The sequence below is a fragment of the Bacteroides sp. B1-V-101 genome, assembly GCF_023656585.1.
GTDB classification, from domain to species: Bacteria; Bacteroidota; Bacteroidia; order Bacteroidales; family Bacteroidaceae; genus Bacteroides; species Bacteroides thetaiotaomicron.
In genome coordinates, this window is sequence record NZ_JAMOKH010000014.1 from 47,181 (window position 1) to 67,198 (window position 20,018).

The 20,018-nt window shown below is 43.6% G+C and carries 16 protein-coding genes; 10 read left to right on the forward strand and 6 right to left on the reverse strand.

Annotated features, from left to right (window positions below; translation table 11 throughout):
* The first annotated feature begins 6 nt into the window (after positions 1-6).
* On the forward strand, positions 7-981 hold the full coding sequence (locus NBH01_RS12695; protein ID WP_225679651.1) for an AAA family ATPase: 975 nt from the start codon (positions 7-9) through the stop codon (positions 979-981).
* Between the two features lie 59 nt (positions 982-1,040).
* Complete coding sequence (locus NBH01_RS12700) at positions 1,041-2,351, forward strand: DUF58 domain-containing protein (protein ID WP_011108171.1); 1,311 nt, start codon at positions 1,041-1,043, stop codon at positions 2,349-2,351.
* Here the strand turns inward: NBH01_RS12700 and NBH01_RS12705 are convergent.
* From NBH01_RS12705 to NBH01_RS12730, 6 genes are all read right to left on the reverse strand, one after another.
* Positions 2,346-2,723, reverse strand: a complete 378-nt coding sequence (locus NBH01_RS12705; RefSeq protein ID WP_008759699.1) for a HepT-like ribonuclease domain-containing protein — start codon at positions 2,721-2,723, stop codon at positions 2,346-2,348. The two genes, NBH01_RS12700 and NBH01_RS12705, sit on opposite strands and share 6 nt — an antisense overlap.
* Positions 2,707-3,000, reverse strand: a complete 294-nt coding sequence (locus tag NBH01_RS12710; RefSeq protein ID WP_008759700.1) for a nucleotidyltransferase family protein — start codon at positions 2,998-3,000, stop codon at positions 2,707-2,709. Before NBH01_RS12710 ends, NBH01_RS12705 begins: the two co-directional genes overlap by 17 nt.
* A 75-nt stretch (positions 3,001-3,075) precedes the next feature.
* Positions 3,076-3,300, reverse strand: a complete 225-nt coding sequence (locus NBH01_RS12715) for an immunity 17 family protein (protein WP_250700135.1) — start codon at positions 3,298-3,300, stop codon at positions 3,076-3,078.
* The gene (gene tsaE / locus NBH01_RS12720; RefSeq protein ID WP_008759702.1) at positions 3,297-3,710 is read right to left on the reverse strand and encodes a tRNA (adenosine(37)-N6)-threonylcarbamoyltransferase complex ATPase subunit type 1 TsaE; all 414 of its coding nucleotides are present in this window, start codon (positions 3,708-3,710) and stop codon (positions 3,297-3,299) included. The genes NBH01_RS12715 and tsaE overlap by 4 nt, the downstream gene beginning before the upstream one ends.
* 14 nt (positions 3,711-3,724) lie before the next feature.
* Positions 3,725-4,534 (reverse strand): metal ABC transporter permease, encoded by an 810-nt coding sequence (locus NBH01_RS12725; protein WP_008759703.1) that lies wholly within the window; start codon positions 4,532-4,534, stop codon positions 3,725-3,727.
* Between the two features lie 123 nt (positions 4,535-4,657).
* Entirely contained in the window at positions 4,658-5,083 is a 426-nt protein-coding gene (locus tag NBH01_RS12730) for a YidH family protein (protein WP_151209498.1), read from the reverse strand.
* Between the two features lie 335 nt (positions 5,084-5,418).
* On the opposite strand from NBH01_RS12730, the gene NBH01_RS12735 reads away from it, so the two are divergent.
* From NBH01_RS12735 to NBH01_RS12770, 8 genes are all read left to right on the forward strand, one after another.
* On the forward strand, positions 5,419-7,992 hold the full coding sequence (locus NBH01_RS12735; RefSeq protein ID WP_225679646.1) for a Kelch repeat-containing protein: 2,574 nt from the start codon (positions 5,419-5,421) through the stop codon (positions 7,990-7,992).
* 134 nt (positions 7,993-8,126) lie between these two features.
* Entirely contained in the window at positions 8,127-9,191 is a 1,065-nt protein-coding gene (locus tag NBH01_RS12740) for a LamG-like jellyroll fold domain-containing protein (RefSeq protein WP_225679644.1), read from the forward strand.
* A gap of 22 nt (positions 9,192-9,213) precedes the next feature.
* Positions 9,214-12,204, forward strand: coding sequence for a SusC/RagA family TonB-linked outer membrane protein (locus tag NBH01_RS12745; protein ID WP_234141318.1), 2,991 nt, complete (start codon positions 9,214-9,216; stop codon positions 12,202-12,204).
* Between the two features lie 14 nt (positions 12,205-12,218).
* Positions 12,219-13,862: a RagB/SusD family nutrient uptake outer membrane protein gene (locus NBH01_RS12750; protein WP_225679640.1), complete on the forward strand. Its 1,644-nt coding sequence runs from the start codon at positions 12,219-12,221 to the stop codon at positions 13,860-13,862.
* Between the two features lie 33 nt (positions 13,863-13,895).
* On the forward strand, positions 13,896-15,785 hold the full coding sequence (locus NBH01_RS12755; RefSeq protein ID WP_224200475.1) for a GxGYxYP domain-containing protein: 1,890 nt from the start codon (positions 13,896-13,898) through the stop codon (positions 15,783-15,785).
* A gap of 102 nt (positions 15,786-15,887) precedes the next feature.
* Positions 15,888-18,164, forward strand: coding sequence for a GH92 family glycosyl hydrolase (locus tag NBH01_RS12760; RefSeq protein ID WP_250700136.1), 2,277 nt, complete (start codon positions 15,888-15,890; stop codon positions 18,162-18,164).
* A gap of 148 nt (positions 18,165-18,312) precedes the next feature.
* Entirely contained in the window at positions 18,313-18,894 is a 582-nt protein-coding gene (locus tag NBH01_RS12765) for an RNA polymerase sigma-70 factor (protein ID WP_225679636.1), read from the forward strand.
* 149 nt (positions 18,895-19,043) lie between these two features.
* Entirely contained in the window at positions 19,044-20,012 is a 969-nt protein-coding gene (locus NBH01_RS12770; RefSeq protein WP_011108163.1) for a FecR family protein, read from the forward strand.
* Positions 20,013-20,018 lie beyond the last annotated feature (6 nt).

Sequence of the window (20,018 nt, forward strand, 5' to 3'; positions counted from 1 at the left end):
ATATTTATGGAAGAGAATACAGAACAACGAGTGGATTTAACTCTCTTTTCCGAGAAGATACAGGAATTGAAGGATCAGATTGCTTCCGTTATTGTCGGTCAGGAACAGACGGTGGACTTGGTGCTGGCAGCCGTCCTTGCCAATGGTCATGTACTGATAGAAGGTGTGCCGGGAGTTGCAAAGACATTGCTTGCCCGATTGACGGCTCGTCTGATCGATGCGGACTTCAGCCGTATCCAGTTTACGCCGGACCTGATGCCGAGCGACGTATTGGGTACCACTGTGTTCAATATGAAAACCAATGATTTTGACTTTCATCAGGGACCGATCTTTGCCGATATCGTATTGGTGGACGAGATCAACCGTGCTCCTGCCAAAACGCAGGCTGCCTTGTTCGAGGTGATGGAAGAGCGTCAGATAAGTATTGACGGAATTACTCATAAGATGGGTGAACTCTACACCATCCTTGCCACACAAAACCCCGTGGAACAGGAAGGAACTTATAAACTTCCCGAAGCACAGCTCGACCGCTTTCTGATGAAAATAACGATGGACTATCCTTCGCTGGAAGAAGAAGTGGATATTCTGGAACGTCACCATACGAACGCTTCATTAATCAAGCTGGACGATATCAAGCCTGCCATCACCAAAGAAGAACTCCTGTCACTGCGTGCCTTCATGAATCAGGTATTTGTAGACCGTACGCTGCTCCAATACATTGCATTGATTGTGCAGCAGACGCGTACCAGCAAAGCTGTATATCTTGGCGCTTCTCCGCGTGCATCAGTTGCAATGTTGCAAGCCTCCAAGGCGTATGCCCTTTTGCAGGGACGTGACTTCGTGACACCAGAAGATATTAAGTTCGTTGCTCCGTATGTGCTTCAGCATCGTCTGATCCTGACGGCGGAAGCGGAAATGGAAGGATACTCTCCGGTAAAGGTTACGCAACGTCTGATTGATAAAGTAGAGGTCCCCAAATAAGAACCGAATCTCTATAATTCGTAACTCAAAACTTAAAACTCAAAACTCAGAACCCGAGATTGTACTTAACCCGTCGTTTCTATATTGCCCTTATTCTGGTTATCCTCTTATTGGGTAGCGGATATCTGTTTGCTCCGTTTTTTGTCATCGGGCAGTGGGCGCTTTTTGCCTTATTCGTGTTGGTATCGGCAGACGGATATATTCTCTACCGTACCCAGGGGATTCAGGCATTCCGTCGATGTTCCGACCGTTTTTCCAATGGCGATGACAATGAAGTGAGCATTCGTGTCGAAAGTACTTATTCGCGTCCGCTCTCTCTGGAGATCATAGATGAAATACCTTTTATCTTCCAGAATCGGGATGTCTGTTTCCGGACTACCCTTCAGCCGAACGAGGGGAAAACAATCAGTTACCATCTTCGTCCGACCCGTCGCGGAGTATACTCTTTCGGTCAAATCCGTGTATTTGTGACCGATAAGATCGGGCTGCTTTCCCGTCGGTACACTTGTGGACAGGCGCAGGATATCAAGGTATATCCTTCTTATCTGATGCTTCACCGATACGAATTGCTGGCAATGAGTGATAACCTTACCGAACTGGGTATCAAGCGTATCCGCCGGGTAGGCCATCAAACGGAATTTGAGCAGATCAAGGAATATGTAAAAGGAGACGACTACCGGACTATCAACTGGAAAGCGAGCGCCCGCCGACATGAACTGATGGTAAATGTCTATCAGGACGAACGCTCTCAGCAGATTTACAGTGTGATAGATAAAGGCAGGGTGATGCAGCAGGCTTTTCGGGGAATGACTTTGCTCGATTATGCGATTAATGCTTCACTGGTGCTCTCGTATGTGGCGATGCGGAAGGAGGATAAAGCGGGGTTGGTGACTTTTGACGAGCATTTTGATACGTTCGTTCCGGCTTCCAAGCAGCCCGGACATATGCAGACGCTGCTTGAAAAGCTGTATAGCCAGCAGACTACTTTCGGTGAAACGGACTTCTCGGCTCTTTGTGTGCATCTGAACAAGCACGTCAATAAGCGTAGCTTTTTGGTTCTGTATACCAACTTTGCCAGTATCAGCAGTATGAATCGCCAGTTGGCTTACTTGCAGCAGCTCAACCGTCAACATCGTTTGCTGGTGGTTTTCTTTGAGGATGCTGACTTGAAAGCGTACATCGAAAGTCCGGCGAGGGATACGGAAGATTATTACCGGCACGTGATTGCCGAAAAGTTCGCTTTTGAGAAGCGACTGATCGTTTCTACATTAAAGCAGCATGGCATTTACTCTCTGCTGACGACACCCGAAAATCTGTCTATTGACGTAATCAATAAATATCTGGAGATGAAATCACGGCAACTGCTATGATAAGTCTTTAATAATATTTTCTACTGTTTCTTTTAAAGGAGGAAGGTGCTTTGTTATGACTACCCATATAATCTCATAGTCAATGTTGGCATATTCATGGGAAATAATATTTCTGAGTCCAATAACTTTTGCCCATGGAACTTGTGGATAATCTTTGAAAAATGATCTTTGGGTTTTATCATCAATAGCCTTAATTGTTTCTCCGATTACCTGTATTCGCATAATGCAGGCATCCAAAACAGTCATTCCCCAAGGGGATAACAAGAAATCGTCTACATTCTGTATATTCTTGCATCTGTCTTCAATGATAGAGATTGATTCTGATAATTGAAGAAACTTATCTAGAATTTCCTCTTTAAGCGTAGATTCCATCTTTTTCTATTCTTTGGGATATGAGTGAACGAAGGTTTTTGCGTAAACGGAGGAGATCTATTTTGCAATTACAGATATGCTCCAGTTCTTCTTTAATATCGAACATCACGAAAGGATCGGGTTCTTTCAATTCTACGAAAACATCTAAATCACTTCCTTCGTGTTGTTCACCACGGGCAACAGAACCAAAGATACCGATAGAAATAATTCCATATTTCTCGGCACACTGTTGCTTGAATTGGCGGATTTTTGTAAGGTATTCATTCGTTGTTTTCATAATTACATACTCCTTTCTCTACAAAAATAGTAAAAAACGGGAAGATAACAAGCGCATTTCTTTGAAAATAGCTTATTATAGAATTGCCTTCCGTGTTTCTATAAAGAAGAATACAGCCATTCCTATTATAATGACTCCCAGTATGCCGTAAAAGAGCCGCGCTCTGCCGCGGCCTACATTCCGGACGATTGTCTGGGCATTGCGTGTGGTGAAGAACCAGTTCCAGTTCAGTAAGGAAGCTAGCAGGGAAGTGATTCCCGCTAGCGCAAAAATTCCTAGTACGATGTATTGTCCGGTCATAGTCTGATCACTCTGCTTCCGTCTTCCAGTTCTTCAATCGTCACTTTTACGGCATCTCCCGGTAGTAATTCTTCTACCAGTTCCGGCCATTCGATAAAGCAAAGGGCGCCGCTGTAGAAATAATCTTCGTATCCCATGTCATATACTTCACTTAGCTTTTTGATGCGGTAAAAGTCGAAGTGATAAATCAATTCTCCGGTTTCGTCCGAACGATATTCGTTAACGATAGCGAAAGTAGGAGAACTGATAACGTCTGATACACCTAATTCTTCGCAAAGAGCTTTGACGAAGGTCGTTTTGCCGGCTCCCATTTTACCATATAAAGCGAAAACGGTGTTATCACCCATAGCAGCGATAAATTCCCGGGCTGCCTCATGGATACTTTCTAGTGATTGAATCTTGATTTCCATATATTATTCTATTATTATGACTGTTTCTTGCAACAACTCTTTCCGATCTTGCAAACGGCATAAATCAGGATAGAGAAGAATATAATCGAAGCGCCCGAAGGGACTTTCCAGTGGTAAGAAATAAACAGACCGCCCAGACATCCCAGAAAACCGATACCGATGGACAACCAGATGATTTTCTTGAAACTGTAGGTAAAGAGGTTGGCCGTCATTTGCGGAATGGTGAGTAGCGATATTGCGAGAACGATGCCTACCATACGCAGACAAGCGACGATGGTCAACGCAATAAACATCATCAGCACATATTCGAATATCTCTACCGGAATCTTTTGCGAACGGGCAAACTCGCGGTCGAATGCAATATATACGATAGGACGGATAAACAGATAAAAGAATCCGGTTAATATCAGAGCCAATATGCCCAGCATCCACAAGTCCGCCTGATTGATGGTCAGGATATTACCGAAAAGATAAGCTGACAAGTCCGGAGCAAATCCCGGTGACAGGAAACTGAACATGATTCCCAAAGCCATTCCCAGCGTCCAGAATACGGCAATCGCAGAATCTTCGCGCATATCTTTCCGCCGGCTCAGCCACTCGACACCGAATGCGGACAATACAGAGAAGACGGCGGCTGACAGTATGGGAGAAATTCCCGCAAACAGTCCCAGTCCTATCCCTCCGAAAGAGGCGTGTGTGATTCCTCCACTGATAAATACCAGACGGCGGGTAACAATGTAAGTACCGATAATCCCGCAGGCAATACTTGCCAGTAAGCTGCCCAGCAAAGCGTGTTGGAAGAATGTATATCGAAGTAGATCCACTTTTTAATTAAAGATTAAAGATTGAAAATTAAAAATCAAAGCAAGAATAATGCCATCCATCAATAAAAACAACTTCAACGCCCTCCTAATACTTAATACCTAATACCAAATACTTATTACTTATTACCTCTCCCCCTTCCTTCTCTCTCCGATAATCAGAAAGACTTCATCTTTGAGGTCATCCGGCAACTCGATACCCCGTAGTTGCAAACTACGTACCCAGCCTGCGACATCAATGTCCTGCATGGTATATAACACATCCCTGAATTGGTTTGTTTCTTCGTCAGTATACGCATTTGCTTCCTTTCCGATGAACTGATCCAGTTCTTCGTCATCGTAATATTCAATTTTCTTGCTTACGGCGGCAAGCAAACTATCTTTCTCGCACACTTCGTGTTGTCCGCAGCATTCTATATCTGCTTCTTTCACTTCCGGCATACGGTCCAGCTCACCTTTTTCTATCTTCTGTTGCAGTCTTTTGTTGCGGATATATCCGGCTATCAATGCGATGATACCTAGCAACACCAAACTTATAATAAGTATCCACATAGTCTGTACTGATTCAAATTTCTGCAAAGTTACTTATTAATTTGCATTCTATCATGGATGGTATCTATTTCTTTTCTTACTTTTGCACGTTGCTAACTTAAATATACATTAGACGATGAAGCATAAGAAGTGGTTGACTGTCTTATTTATACACGGTAACAGGAGAAGATATCAGGTAAGTATATGGGCGGAAGGAAATGACTGGATGATAGAAAAAAGGGTGGATTAAAGAAAGAAATAGCCGGAACTGTAGGGTACCGACAAAGGTGATTTCCATCTGCTTAGGCGGTTATTTAAAATAATCCTGTATATTTGTGATAATAAATCGAAAGACTATGATACGACGTAGGCTTTGCCTCTTATTCCTACTGACTGGAATGACTCTGTTTGCTTATTCGCAAGGATTGTTGTTTCAGGCTAATGATAAAGAAATTAAAGAAAGGACTTCTCTTCAGATATTTCAGGAAGGGGAGATACCTTGTTTTACGAAAAACTTTCAGTTGAGCTTTGAACTTTCTATTCGCGATTTTGATACTTTTGGATATGTTTTTCTGCTGAAGGAAGATCAGGGGAAAACTAAATATAGCTTTACGTATACTTATCTGGACGGTGAAAACAGTACATTCAAGTTTAATACCGACGGAAAAGAGAATCATTATTCTTTAAATCTGCGGAATGATGCACTGGCTTATCAATGGATTCCTGTGTCTTTTGCATTCGATTTGCAACAGGACGTACTTACGATTCGTATCGGAGATAACGAAAAGAAGATCACTTCTTTAGGATTGAAAGAGACTTTTTGTCCGCACCTGTTCTTCGGACGTTATGACTATATTCTGGATATGCCCACTTTTGCCATCCGCAATCTGAAGCTGGAAGGTGACAGAAGTCATTCATATACTTTCCCTCTGAATGAAAATGAAGGGGAAGAAGTGCATACTTCTACAGGGAAGGTTTTGGGTACGGTTGTCAATCCGGTGTGGCTCATCAACGGTTCTTATCATTGGGAGAAACTTTTTGAGTATTCTTTTCAGACTCCTTCGGGAATCACTTTTGAACCGGACAGTCAGCGACTGATTATTTTCAGCCAGGATTCACTTTTTACTTATAATCTGTTGAAACGTCAGCCACAAAAGTATTCTTATAGCAACAAGCTACCCGTAAAATTGCAGCTGGCTACTCACTTCATGAATACAACGGATGGCAAACTTTATGTTTATGAATTAAATAACCTGCCGTTGGGAGATGCTACGGTAGCGGCGCTCGATCTGAATAATCGGGAGTGGAAACAGACCGGAGTAGCAGCCTTGCCGGTACAGTTGCACCATCATGACGGCTTTTGGGATGAAACAACCGGGAAGTATCTCGTTTTTGGCGGTTTTGGTAATAAGCGTTTTAATAATACATTCCTCGAATATGATATCGAAGCCGACCGTTGGGACACCCTTTCTTATTCCGGCGACCGGATTATCCCCCGTTATTTCTCGGGTATGGCAGTCAATAAGAACCGGGAGCATGTCTATGTCTTTGGCGGGATGGGAAATGAATCGGGTGAGCAGAGTGTAGGCCGAAATTATCTTCACGATCTTTATCTGCTTGACAGAAAGCAGCAGTCTGTGCGACGTTTGTGGCAGAACGCTTCGGATCATCGTTTGGTCGTCGCCCGTGATATGATATTGACACCTGATGAGAAGTATATCTATGCCCTGTGTTATCCGGAATATCTTTCGGATACCTATCTGCAACTTTATCGCTTGACGGTTGATGATGGAACGATGAAGGCTTTGGGAGATTCCATCCCGATGCGTTCGGAAGAGATTATGACGAATGCTAACCTTTACTATAATTCATTGACGCATGAGTATTACTGTACGACCACGGAATTTGACAAGAAGGGGCATACGGTGATTCGGACTTATGTGTTGTCCGCCCCTCCGGTTTCTCTGGATGAAATCCGTTCTTACGGTTCCAGGTCTTCTCTGGAGATTCGTTGGTTATGGATAATGGCAGGAATAGGAGTATTATTGCTTGCCGGAGGTGTGCTGTTTGTCAGGAGAAAGCGGGGAAAACAAAGAAATGCGGTTCCGGAATCATCTTCTGTGCTCATGTCACCACCTGTCGGGAGAGAACCGGATAAAAGTGTACAGGGAAAAGAAACGCTTGCAAAAGAAGATTTTGAGTCATCCCTCGTTCGTCCGAATGCAGTTTATTTATTCGGTCCTTTTACGGTAATTGACCGGAATGGGCGGGATATTACTCATTTGTTCAGTTCCCGTTTACGGCAGGTTTTCATCTATATCTTGCTTCATAGTACCCATAATGGAGTATTATCTGCCTCCTTGAATGAGGTTTTCTGGGCCGATAAACCCGACGACAAGGTGAAAAACCTGAAAGGGGTAACGATCAATCAGATTCGCAAAAATCTGGCTGAGCTGGATGGAGTGGAACTTGTACACGACAAGGGATATTTCAGACTGGTGTTTACTGACTGTTATTGTGATTATTTCCGTTTCCGCACCTTGAAGAATGCTGAAGAGGTGGAGAATGAACTCGGCATTTTATTAATGCGTGGCAAATTCCTTGATGGTATGGATGCGGGGATGATGGACCACTTCAAACAAAAAGTAGAAGAGTTCTTGTCTTCCTTTCTGCCACTGGAAATCGAACGTCTGTATCAGCAGCATAAGTATGATGCCGTCATTCGTTTCTGTAATGTGCTTTTCCGGGTTGATCCGGTTAATGAGCTGGCACTGGCCTATGGTATGCATGCCCTTAACCATACAGGTTCGTCACAAGAAGCGATTCTGCAATATTCCCTGTTTGTGCGTGAGTACAAGCAAATGATGAATGAAGAATATTCTACTTCTTATGCAGAGCTGATGAGCAAAAATCCTCCTTTTCATCGATAAAAACATATCGGTTAATGATATTTATTCGCTTATTAATCCGTTATTAACCCATCACTAATAAGTTGCTTAACCTCGCTACATTATGTTTGCAGCGATGTTATTTACTTATTGTTTTATTTAAAAACCTAATACGTATGAAAACAAGATTCTTTATGAAACTTTGTTTATTCAGTTTGTTGGTTTGGTGTATCAGCTCGTGCAAGAGCGATAACGGCGATTCGGTGCGGCCTATTGCACTTGAATGCATGTACACGCATCTGACCGACATGACAAACATGCTTGATACCGCAAAGATCGGTACAAGTGACGGTACTTTCCCATTGGCAAATGCCCAGAACCTGCAAAAAGCTGTCGAAGAACTGCAAACAGGTATTTCTAAAGGTATGGCAGGCTACTTTGTTCTACAGTATGAAATAGATAACTACTGTATAGCCGCCGAAAAAGCAATTGCCGAATTTCAGGATTCCTATCAACAGACATTGCAACCGGGTACGCCTGCCGAATTAAAGGTATTCGGTATTGACGGTAAAGGGCGTATTGAATTTGGGTCCGATCCTGCTTATGGTGGCGGTAATACTTTCACCGTAGAAAGCTGGGTGAAGTATGATGCCGGTTTCTTTGAGTCGGGAATTGGAAGTTTCCTCTCTACTTTTGACGGTAAGCAGCCGAATGAAGGATGGATGATCAACTTCTTAGGCTCAAATCTTCGTACAACGATCGGTATGGGACCACAGGAAGGCCGCGTATTGGAAGAAGGCCGCGCTTATCCTGATAATTTTGGTAAATGGAATCATGTCGTGACGGTGTGGGATAATACTTTGTCTGAAGGACAGTTGAAGATGTATGTCAATGGTGAATTATTCTTCAGTAAGACAAATGATGTGAAGAATGATGCCGGAGTATTACAGAATTATATGCCTAACACCCGTAACCAGAATATGTGGGCATTCCAGGAACCGACTGACAACACACGCTGTATGACCGGATTTATTAAGAAATTCCGTATGTGGAGTACTGCGAAATCGGCGAATGAAGTAAAAACGTTGATGAACTCGGATGTAACGGGAACAGAAAGCGGACTGGTATGTGCATGGGATTTCACGACAGTGGCCGAAGACGTTACCAACATTCCGGATAAGACAGGAAAACACGTTGCGAAAATTGTAGGTAACTACAAATGGTTTAAAGTTGAGAACTAACCTTAATAGACAGACGAAGAGTATGAAAAATAATACGATAAAAATAAAGGCTTTCCTCTGCCTGCTACTTCTGATGTGCGGATGGGTAAGTGTGCAGGCACAGCAGGTGCTTACAGTAAAAGGTGTGGTAGTAGACGCTTTAAAAGAACCGTTGCCCGGAGCCAGCGTTCAGGTGGTAGGAATGTCTACCGGTACGGTGACTGACTTGGATGGTAATTTTAGTCTTCAGGTTCCGAAAGGAAAAACGATTGCTGTTTCTTTTATAGGATACGTGACGCAGGAACTGACTGTAAACCAGAATCAGTCGAGCCTTACCATTCAGTTGAAAGATGATTCCAAGCAGTTGAATGAAGTAGTCGTTATTGGTTATGGTACGGTAGAAAAGAAAGATTTGACAGGTTCTATCCAATCCGTTACCAGCAAAGAATTAAGTAAACTGGTGACTACCGATGTCACTGAAACACTGAACGGACGTGTCGGTGGTGTACTTGTGAATAAGACTTCCAATCGTCCCGGTTCGGATACGAAAATAGAGATTCGCGGTATCAACTCGTTCAATTTCTCGAATGAACCTTTATACGTGATTGACGGAGTACCTTCCCAAACAGGAATGCGTCATCTGAACTCTGCCGATATTGAATCTATCGACATTTTGAAAGATGCCTCTTCCAGTGCAATCTACGGTTCGCGTGGTGCAAACGGGGTGGTGATTATCACTACCAAAGGGGCTAACAAACGTCAGGGCTTTAATATCGACTATTCGGGTTACGTTGGTTTCAAGACTCCTACCCGTATTCCTGAAATGATTGGTAACATGGGCAATGGACTGGAATATGTAGACTATCGCACCGCTTTGTGGAAAAAGAAGTATGGTGATGCTTCACTGAGCCGTCCGGACTTCTTGACTGATGATGAAAAACGCCGTATCAAACATGGCGAATACTATGACTGGTTGCGTGAACTGTCGCAGAATGCATTGACTACCAGTCATTCTGTTTCCGCTACCGGAGGTACAGACAAACTCTCTTTCTCATTCGGCTTGGGATACTTGAAGGATGACGGTATGGTAGGCGATGAAAGCTTTGAACGTATTACGGCTAATGTTGGGTTGGAATATCGTTTTTCTGATAAATTCAAAACTGGGATTAACAGCTATGTTTCTCTGAATAACACGAATGAAGGAGCCAATGATGCTTTGATTAATGCATACTTCCTGCCGCCTACGGTCAGCCCGTACGATAAGGACGGAAGCTACCTGTTTAATTGTCAGCCGACTTCCAGCAAGATCAATCCATTTGTTCAGATTGAAAATAATAAAAGAGAGAAAGAAGCAAACTATACCAACTTCTCCGGTTATCTGGAATATCAGCCGATCAAAGGACTGAGCTTTAAATCGCAGATTGCGGTTCAGTATGATTCGGACGTTTACGGAGAATGGGTAGGTACGATGACACAAGCCAAAGGAGGTCTCAATGCACCGGAAGCTTACCGGAAAGAAGGACGGAATATGAATTGGGTATGGGACAATATCATTACTTATGATAAAACCTGGAAGAATATTCACCGTCTGAATGCTATCGGTTTGTATAGCGTACAGAAAGAAACTCATAAGGGTTCGGAAATGCGTGGCGATGGTCTGCCTTACAACTCGGACTGGCATGCGATCGAAACAGCCGAAGAAATCCGTGACGTGAAGAGTTACTATTGGGAGTCATCCATGCTTTCTTTCATGGGACGTGTCAACTATACGTTGATGGATCGGTACTTGTTTACTGTAACAGGGCGATATGACGGAACTTCCCGTCTGGCTACCGGCAATCAGTGGGGATTTATGCCGTCGGCAGCTGTCGGCTGGCAGATGAAGAATGAGAATTTCCTGAAAAACGTAGACTGGCTGAATAATCTGAAACTCCGGGTCAGCTGGGGTAAATCGGGAAATAACAGTATTGACCATGATATTACCTGGACAAAGCTGGACCTAACACATTATATCTATGGAGGTAAAGGTGAAAATGCTTTCGGATTAGGCGACCGCAAAGGTAACAAAGATCTTCGTTGGGAGATGACTTCGGAGTGGAACTACGGTATTGATTTCGGCTTCCTGAATAATCGTATCAACGGTACGATTGATGTGTATAACCGTACTACGAAAGATTTGATTTTCGCCCGTTCGGTAGGTAACCTCAACGGTTATGGCTCTATCCTTGAGAATATAGGAACGTCCTCCAATAAAGGGGTGGAAATAGGTCTGAACACGGTGAACGTCTCAAAGAAAGACTTCACATGGAAGACAAATCTGACTTTCTCTCTGAACCGTAATAAGATTGTAGACCTCTACGGTGATAAAAAGGATGACTTGGCTAACCGCTGGTTCATCGGTCAGCCGATGAAGGTGATCTATGATCTGGAAAAGGTAGGAATTTGGCAGACGGAAGATAAGGAACTGGCTGCTAAATACGGACAAGTGCCGGGACATATCCGTGTAGCCGATCTGGACGAGAACTATGTGATTGATGAACGTGACTATAAAGTACTCGGCTCTCCGTCACCCGACTGGACAGCAGGTATGACCAATACCTTTACTTACAAGAACTGGGATTTGTCTTTCTATATGTATGCACGTATCGGTGGTGTCTACAATGATGACTTCACTTATATGTTTACCGCATGGGATAATGAACACTGGAACAAACTGAATGTGAAGTACTGGACTCCGGAAAACCACAGCAATGAGTACCAGCAGATCGGTGCGCAATCCTACCATACTCAGGTATTAGGTAAGATCTCCGGTTCGTTCCTGAAAATACAGAATATCACGTTGGGATATACCCTTCCGGAAAACTGGATGAAGAAGATGAAAATGAAAAATGCACGTGCTTACATCAATGTGCAGAATCCGTTTACTTTCACCGACTATCTCGGTCCGGATCCCGAAACGATTGGTGAAGACGTATACAAGTCTTTGTCACTTTATCCGATGACATTTACTTTTGGAGTGAATTTAACCTTCTAAATACTTGAAACCTTATGAAACGAGTAAAAGAACAAATTAAATATTTGGCACTGTTAGCAATCTGTTTGCTAAGCGGATGCTCCGATTTTCTGGATAGTTATAACCCTTCGGCAGTAACGGACGATTTCTATAATACTAAAGAAGGACAAAAGAAATTGTTGACAGATATCAATGCCCGTTACCGCAATGTTTTCAATACAGGCGAATTGCAGTATTACGGAACTGATATCTACATGGCTATCTCCGAAGAACCTGCCGAACGTATGTTCAACGGCTATGACAAAACTTTCAACTCCACCGCTCCGATTGTTGGCGATTATTGGAAAGTACTCTATAAGATTGTGCAGGAAAGTAACATCCTGCTGAATCGCTGCACACCGGATATTGCAGGAAGCGATTATACTTCGCTGACCGCACAAGCCCGCTTTTTCCGGGCGATGGCTTACTATTATCTGGTAGAAACATTCGGTCCCGTACCTTTGCTCACCGAAGAGAATACAAGCGTTATCCAGCAGGCGGAACGTACCGGCGAACAGGCTATTTACACTTTCATCATTACCGAACTGAATGATATAAAGGATAAACTGGACATGACCACGATTTCTGCCGGAAAGGTGACGAATGCGGCAGTGATTCACTTTTTAGGAAAAATGTATCTGACACGTGCTTACAAATCCTTTGCTGAAACAGACGACTTCTCCAATGCAGCAACGACATTTGATTTGCTGGTAGAGAATCCGGCCTCCGGTTATGCTTTGCAGGAAAACTATGCTGCTTTGTTCGATGAAAACAATCAGGCTAATTCGGAAGTGATCTGGGCGATTCAATATGGACTGGATAAGAACTATCGGGGTGATGGAAATCCGCAACAGGCACAGTTCGGATTTAATATTGTAGCATTGGAGCCGGATCTGTTCATTAAGAATCAGAATGATTACTCTAGTGTTTCCCGTAAATACTGGGTGAATCCGAAAGCGCACGAGCTTTATACGGACCCGGAAGCGGATACCCGTTACGATGCGACGTTCAAACGTGAATATTACATAAACAATCCGGATAATGCTGATTACGGTAAGCTGGGAATCTATTTCCCCCGTTGGAACGATAAATCGGGTATGAGTAATAATGCGAAAAGGTTTTATCCGTTCAAGCAGGACGATGAATATGTGTGGTATCCGCAATCTACGGCACTTCCTGTATTAGAAACTGCTTCAGATCGTATGCCGATGGTACGGAAGTTCAGCGATACCAAGATACAATGGGGCGAAGGCGGCTCTCGTGAAGATGTCATTTTCCGCTTGGGTGATACCTACCTGTTGTGTGCTGAGGCTTATCTGGGTGCCGGAAACAAGAAACTGGCATTGGAACGCATCAACAGTATACGTAAGCGTGCCGCTAAAGATGCGACCGCTTATGAAGCAATGAAGCTGACAGATCTGGATATAAACGTTATCATGGATGAACGTGCCCGTGAGTTGATGGGAGAGCATGACCGCTGGTTTGACTTGAAACGTACTCAGACACTGCTGACACGTGTACCTGCATACAATCCGTTTGTGGTGAAGTATGATAATTTGAACAAGAACCATCTGGTACGCCCCATTCCGCAAGATGAACGGAACAAAGTAGATGGATTATCTCAGAATGAAGGTTATTGATTAATGGTTAACTAACAAATGAAAGAAGTAATTATGAAAACGACTATATGTGGCGCTGCACTGTTGCTCAGCCTGACAATGGCTAGTTGTGAAGTGTACGAATCACCGGAAATCAATCAAGGATTGAACGAAGAAAACAACACGTCCCTTTATACAGATGCTTATGATCCGATCAGTAATGTGGGGCAATACTATATGCCGGAAATGAAGGTGAAACCGAAGAAGTACTGGAATTGTGTGGAAGTCGTAACGGTAGGCAGCCGTAATGAGCTGGGACAAACAGAGAAAGTACGCGGATTGCAGTACCACCTGATGTGTCAGTCATTGGCCGGTCTGGCTAATCGTGCCGTAGAACAGGGAACAAGTGAAATAGCCGTTTGGCTGCACGATCACGGTGGTAGTGATTCTTATAAACTGTCTAAGCAGGCACTCGAAGATATGGGTATCCACGAACAGGGGATGCAGAGCGGACTGGAACTGGCACGTAATGATTATGGTCCGTCCGACGGAGTGACTATTCAGCTGAAAGGAATGTTCGACGGATATGTTTTGACGGATATTGAGCATAATCCGGAGAGTGGTGTCGTAGCATCTGTTGCTTCTCATGTTTATAATTCTATTATTGTGGATGTCCGTGACAAAGAGTATTATGAAGAAGCAGGATATACCATGAAATATGATGCAAGAAGCAAAACTACTGCACAGGCATGGGCGGAGTTCAAAGACAAATGCAGCAACAAAGCATTGGTGATCATGCCTGTACAAACCGGTGAATTGCGTGAGTTTGCCATTAAGAATGAGCTTTTCGTATTGAACTTGAATAAGCGTCAGGGAACTTCGATAGCCGGACAAAACACTGCTTTGCTGAAAGAAATCCTTGCCTGGCTGGAGCCGAATGCACCTGTCTACGGATGGGAACAGGGAGTAAGTGAAGATGCTTTTGTCGATTTGGTTTCCAAAAGCGGTCATCCGATGATTCCTTGTGACTGGAGTTATAATCACTCCTTGACTTCATTGCTTTATTCTCAACGTCAGAAATCGACATTGGCTCGCGTGAAGAATCCGCAGTTTCTGGATTATACAAAGAAAAAGAATTTCGTTTCTTTCTTCCTTTCCGATGGTGACAATATTCAGTGGATGATGAATGACTTTAAAGATTTCTATAATGCGGCGGAGTCGGAAGAAGTACGGATGACGTATGGTATTGCTGCTTCAGTGCTTCCGATGATGGCACCGGCACAATTCGATAATCTGTTGAGTCAGCAAAAGCCGAATTGCTCTATTTTGGAAATGCTGGGAGGCGGTTACTATTACGTAGACAATTATAGCGAGAATGGCGACCGGGCGAAGAATCTGAAAGTCGTGGCAGAACGCCTTTCGGCGCATATGCGTCAACATCGTGTGAAACTGCTGGGTGTAATGGCTATGAACGTAAAATCAGAGGCTGCCAAAGAAGCATTTCAGGCTTATGTAGATGCCAATGACCAGTTGGAAGGTATCGTAGCGCTTCAGTATAGCCCTTATGCAGGAGGTGAAGGAGACGTTATTTGGGTAACGAATAAAGCAGGGTATGATATCCCGGTCATTACGGTGAAATACTCTTTGTGGAATTTTGGAAACCGGAATGCAGAACGTGAAGGTACCCCTGCCTATATTGCCGGAAGATTGAAACAGGAAGCACAGCAGGAAAGTTTTTCTGTCGTATGTGTGCATGCATGGAGTAATTTCTCCGATCACGGACAGACGGAAGATCCGCTGATTGAGAACCAGTCCGGGGATATTCGTGGAGCCGGAGCGGCAAAGCTTTGTGCAGGACATCTGAACGATAGTTTTGAAGTCGTAAATATGCAGGAACTGGTATGGCGTTTGCGTATGAGCCAGCGTCCGGAACAGACGAAGAAGTATCTGAGTGAGGTATTTTAATTAACCTGAGTTTCACAGGCTTTCTGCATGGTTTTCTCTGTTTTAACGTGGAAGGAGAAGTGATACAGAAGGCTTGTGAAACTTAAGCAAATAATAATAGATATGGTTACAAGATTGTTTTTCTTATCAATCTGTTTTCCTTTTCTGCTCACTTCGTGTCAGCAGTCAAAGAAGACGGTAGAGTTTGTAGACTACGTGAATCCTTTGATGGGTACCGAGTCTACTTTTGCGTTTTCGCATGGTAATACTTATCCTGCTGTGGCGGTACCTTGGGGGATGAACTTCTGGAGTCCGCAGACGGGGGAGAATGGTAGCGGATGGATGTATACGTATACTGACAGTCTGATGCGCGGTTTCCGGCAGACACATCAGCCCAGTCCCTGGATAAATGACTATGGTACATTTTCCATTATGCCGCTTGCCGGAGAACTGAAAATGAGTCACAAAGAACGTCTGGTTCCGTTCTCACATCAACAGGAGAAAGCGACTCCTTATAACTACAGTGTTACATTCAATAACGGATTGCAGACTTCTCTTTCTGCTACTTCCCGCGGAGCTGTATTCGAAGTCTCTTTCCCTGAAAAGGAAGACCAGTATGTAGTGGTAGATGCATACAACGGAGGAAGTTCAATAACGATTGAACCGGAAAAACGGCTGGTAAAAGGTGCAACACGTTATAATAACGGAGGTGTGCCGGATAACTTCGCTAATTACTTTATGATGGAATTCAGTCATCCCGTCATAGAATACGGTACTTACAATGGAGATACTTTGTTGCACCATCAAACCGATGTAGCGGCCGATTATACCTGTGCCTATCTGAAATTTGATGTTCCGGCAGGTGAAAAGCTGACCATACGTACAGCCTCTTCTTTTATCAGTCCCGAACAGGCTGCCATCAACTTTAATCGTGAAGTAGCCGATGCGGATGTACAACTAATCAGCGGGAAAGCCCGTGAACAGTGGAATAACTATCTCGGACGTGTAGAAGCGGAAGGAGGAACAGACGAACAACTTCGTACCTTCTATTCCTGCCTGTATCGTACATTACTTTTCCCGCGTGAGTTCTATGAGTTTGATTCACAAGGAAATCCTGTTTATTACAGTCCTTATGACGGTAACGTGCATGATGGTTATATGTATACTGACAATGGTTTCTGGGATACGTTCCGTGCGGTTCATCCGTTATTCACATTGCTATATCCGGAAGTTTCGGAACGTGTGACGCAATCTATCATTAATGCTTATAATGAAAGTGGCTTTATGCCCGAATGGGCGAGTCCCGGTCATCGTGGTTGTATGATTGGCAATAACTCTGTTTCCTTATTAGTCGATGCATGGATGAAGGGGATACAAACGGTAGATGCCGAAAAAGCTCTGGAAGCGATGATTCATCAGACACAAGCCCGCCATGCGGAAATAGCTTCTGTAGGGCGTGACGGCTTCGAGTATTATGATAAGCTCGGTTATGTACCTTATCCGGAAGTTCCCGAAGCTACAGCCAAAACACTCGAATATGCTTATGCTGACTGGTGTATCGCCCGCTTTGCGGAATCGCTGGGTAAACAGGATATCGCAGACCAGTATTATCAGAAAGCCCAAAATTACCGCAATCTCTATTATCCGGAACACGGTTTTATGTGGACAAAAGATGCCAAAGGCAACTGGCGTGATCGTTTTGATGCTACGGAATGGGGCGGCCCTTTCACAGAAGGAAGTTCCTGGCACTGGACTTGGAGTGTGTTTCACGATCCGGAAGGCTTATCCGAATTGATGGGCGGACATGAACCGATGATAGCCCGACTCGACTCTATGTTTGTGGCTCCGAACACCTATAACTATGGAACCTATGGTTTCGTTATCCACGAAATAGCTGAGATGGTTGCCTTGAATATGGGACAATATGCGCATGGCAACCAACCAGTGCAGCATGCCATTTACTTGTATGATTATATCGGTCAGCCCTGGAAAACACAGTACCATCTCCGTAATGTTATGGACAAACTCTATAATTCCGGAAGTAAAGGATACTGTGGCGACGAGGACAACGGGCAGACATCTGCCTGGTATGTATTTTCTGCTATGGGCTTCTATCCGGTTTGTTCGGGAATGCCTGAATATGCGGTAGGTTCTCCGTTATTTAAAAAGGTAACTCTGCATCTTCCCGAAGGAAAAAACTTCGTCGTTTCAGCAGCAGATAATGCGGCAGACCGTCCATACATAAGGAAAGCTCTGTTGAATGGACAAGAATTCACACGCAACTATCTGACGCATGATGAACTGAAACAGGGCGGAGAACTGAATCTGTCGATGGACAGCGTTCCGAATCAGCCAAGAGGTACCCAACCGGCAGACTTCCCATATTCTTATTCCAAGTAGTTTCAATAGGTTTTAGTATACTTTTCATTGACCGGTACGGAGAGAATCTTAATTGATTTGATCTGTACCGGTCATACAATAGGAATTTAAAGTCAGGCTTTGTCTTTGCTGTTTCTTTTGTTACCTTTGTGCATCTAATATGAGGTTTATGATACATTCTCTTCCATCTTCCGAACCCTTGACAGCACAAAAGCTTTTCTCAAAGCTTTATGTTTCCTACTATGCCCGTTTGGTTCGTTTCGCTTCCCTTTATGTAGGAGCTATGGGAGACGCAGAGAATATAGTACAAGATTTTTTCCTCTATTTATGGGAACGTAAAGAGATACTTCCGGAACTGCAACAGCCCGATGCATATCTTTTCTCCGCTGTCAAGCATCGTTGTCTGAACTTCCTTTGTTCACAACTTTCTATAGTAGACCGCAGGCAGCCGCTTTCTGATATTATGGAGCAGGAGTTTAAACTGAAACTTTATAGCCTGCAATTACTTGATGACTCTCAAATGTCGATAGACGAAGTAGAAAAACATATCTGCCGTGCAATTGATAACTTACCGGAACGTTGCCGGGAAATATTTGTCATGAGTAAGCTGAAGGGAATGAAATATCGTGAAATAGCCGAATCCCTTGGTATTTCGCAAAATACGGTAGAAGGTCAAATGGCTATTGCCTTGAAGAAACTTCGGGAAGAATTACGCCATTGTATGCCTTTATTGCTTTTATTCGGAATCTGAAACTGCCCTGTTTTTCACTCTGTCGGAATGATAACTCCCCTCTTTTTGATAATTGCATTTTTCTCCCATTAAAATTTTCCTTGATTTTTTTTCATTTTCCTTTGGTGGTAAATGTAAGTTGCTGTGTCTTCTTATTAAAAGCGCGCAATATGATGAATGAGAAATGGAATCAATACTTTTTCGGAGAACCGACCGAAGAGGAAAAACGGGAGCTTTTTCAGGAACTGGAAAAGAACGAAGATATGAAACGGGAATTTGCAGAAATGCAAAATATCGTAGGTCTGTCCGGATTATTACCCAGAGAAGATGATTCTTTGAAAGGCGAACGGAATCTGGAAGCAATGATGAACCGTCAGGAGAAAAAGCTGAGGCGGAAACGGGTGTTGCAAATCGTGCGGTATACTACTTCGGCAGCCGCTATGATTGCTCTGACGTGGATGCTCGCCTGGTATATGTTTGTTGGCTCGGAGACTCCTTCTTATACGGAGATTACAGTTCCGAAAGGGCAACGGGTACATTTAACCCTTCCAGATGGTAGTGAGGCATGGTTGAGTTCGCTTTCTACGTTGAAGTGGCCTTCTGTTTTTTCGTCCGATGCCCGTACGGTAGAACTGGATGGAGAGGGGTTTTTCACTGTGACAAAGGATGCTTCCCGTCCTTTTACAGTGCAGACGCAGAAGTATGATGTAAGAGTGCTTGGTACGGAATTTAATGTGTATGCTTATAGTAACAGTGAGAAGTTTGAGACAGACTTGCTCTCGGGTAAAGTGAGGGTTAGCTCTACCGGATTTCCAGAAGAATCGGTGAATTTATTGCCTGACGAGAAAGTATCTTTGGTAGATGGAAAACTGGTAAAGTCTTCCTCTCATTTTGGAGGAAAGGAATATCGTGAACAAGGAATTTATGACTTTGAAGAATTACCGTTGGGCGAAGTGCTGGAAAGATTGGAGCAATGGTATGATATTCATTTTACTGTAGATGATCCATCTCTGTTGAGTAAGATTATTTCGGGTAAGTTCCGGCAAAGCGATCAGATTGAAACGATTCTGAAAGCAATTAGCCGTGCGGACTTATTTGAGTACAAAATACTGTCACAGCGAGAGATAACGATATATTAATAATCT